The 1,709-nt window shown below is 54.5% G+C and carries 5 protein-coding genes; all 5 read right to left on the minus strand.

Translation table 11 applies throughout. The features are described from left to right. Positions 1 to 192, minus strand: a 192-nt coding sequence (locus P4L78_RS15170; protein WP_309328691.1) for a hypothetical protein, incomplete at its 3' end; no start/stop codon positions are given. Further along, positions 189 to 467 carry a type II toxin-antitoxin system Phd/YefM family antitoxin gene (locus P4L78_RS15175; protein WP_309328692.1) on the minus strand — a complete coding sequence of 93 codons (279 nt, stop codon included), beginning with the start codon at positions 465 to 467 and terminating at the stop codon, positions 189 to 191. The genes P4L78_RS15170 and P4L78_RS15175, both read right to left, overlap by 4 nt. 208 nt (positions 468 to 675) lie before the next feature. Continuing rightward, positions 676 to 954: a hypothetical protein gene (locus tag P4L78_RS15180; protein ID WP_309328693.1), complete on the minus strand. Its 279-nt coding sequence runs from the start codon at positions 952 to 954 to the stop codon at positions 676 to 678. Further along, the gene (locus P4L78_RS15185) at positions 947 to 1,375 is read right to left on the minus strand and encodes a hypothetical protein (RefSeq protein WP_309328694.1); all 429 of its coding nucleotides are present in this window, start codon (positions 1,373 to 1,375) and stop codon (positions 947 to 949) included. Before P4L78_RS15185 ends, P4L78_RS15180 begins: the two co-directional genes overlap by 8 nt. A gap of 1 nt (position 1,376) precedes the next feature. Beyond that, on the minus strand, positions 1,377 to 1,709 hold a 333-nt coding region (locus P4L78_RS15190; protein WP_309328695.1), incomplete at its 5' end, for an rRNA adenine N-6-methyltransferase family protein.

Genomic DNA, 1,709 nt, shown 5'->3' on the forward strand with positions numbered 1-1,709 from the left:
CAGCGCGTCGAGTTCCTGCGGCACGGCGCCACGCAACGCAAATCGTTCCAGCGTCGCGATCGATTCGAGAAATGCATCGAGCAGCACCGCCGCGTCATCGGCCCCGCGCAGCGCGGCGAGATGGTCGACAATATGTTCAAGGTCGCGCGCCGCTCCGGCGGTCATTTCGACGGCATAATGGACATCGCTCATGTCCGCGCCGAAAGCTTCGCCTTCAAGCGGGCCAGGACATCGCGCGCCGACTCGGTCCTGCTTGCCGCAATATCCTGGGCTCCCAGTGCCAGCACCTTGAGCAGTGCCAGCGTTTCCTGCGTCTGTTCGAACGCAGCAATATCCTGAATCACGGCCTTGGCTTCGCCGTTCTGGGTGATCACCATCGGTGCGCCGCCCTGCGCAAGATCGTGCAGCACGTCAGCCGCATTGGCCTTGAGAAAACTGATCGGCTTGATCTGTGTGGATAGACGCATGGGCTTCGCTTTTTAACTGAATTCAGACTAAATTTAGTCATTGCGTGGGGTGATTGCAATGGGGTTTTAGTGGCGTGTGTGCGCCCAGTCGCTCAAAAAACCGTGCATGGAAAATTCCAATAAGATAAATTGTGCGCAAAAAACGGTGATTTATATAAATAATATATATAAAATATTTCAAAAATTTACTAATAATTTCGTATTTTATTTACGGGGCATACTTCTTTATCCAGTTTATTGCTAGATTTGATGCCCAGCCCATGCGGTTGCTTAGGTTTATTTCGATTACAACTACATCATCATTTAACTTTATGGACTTGCGAACAGCCTCGAATATTGGTTCCGGACCACCTTCGGCGGCGATTAAATATTGACCTCGTGCAAAGCGAAGCCAGTCTTTGGCGACTTGATAAAGTGCGCCCTCTATGGTCTCGTTAGAGGCCATTTCACCTCTTGGGTTTATCATCAACACATAGTGATTAAGCATCACTGCTTCCGATAAACTTGGCTGACTGCGTTAGCGCTGCAGAACTGTCATCTTGTGGCGCGGAAACGCCCATAGCGGCCATTTCCATACGCCGCCATTCGACGAGTTCTGCTCCGTCAAGTAGGGCCTGAGCTGGATTTTTCTCTGCGAATCGCAGCGTTGATTGCACGAACCAGACACCAAACGCGGTAACTAAAGCTCCTGCGATCATCAGGACAGCATCGGCTTGAAGGTCGGGGCCGAGCCGTAAGGTGATTGTAAGCCAAACGGCAACAATTCCACCCGCAACATAGCCAGTTTTTGATACGATTCCCCTGCCGAACTTAACGTTTCGGGCAGATTCAGCTATCGTAGCTAGAATTTCCTCAGGGCTTCTTTCTGGCATATATGCTGGATACCCAGAATCGGAGGCAATTGCCACCTTACTTCTCGCTCATAACCTTGGCAATCGCCACGAACTCCGCGATGTCGAGCGTTTCTGCGCGGCGGGAGGCGTCGATGCCGAGCGCTTCGAGTGCGGGCAGGGCGCCGGGCAGGCCTTTGAGCGACTGGCGGAGCATCTTGCGGCGCTGGCCGAAGGCGGCTTCGGTCAGGCGTTCGAGCGTGCGGGGGGGGACGCCTTCGGGCATGGCCGCCGGGGTGACGTGGACGATGGCCGACATCACTTTGGGCGGGGGGGTAAAGGCGCTGCGGTGGACCTTGATCGCGATGCGCGGGGTGGCGCGCCATTGGCTCAGGATGGCGAGGCGGCCATA

The sequence above is a fragment of the Silvimonas sp. genome (assembly GCF_031291215.1).
Taxonomy (GTDB): Bacteria; Pseudomonadota; Gammaproteobacteria; order Burkholderiales; family Chitinibacteraceae; genus Silvimonas; species Silvimonas soli.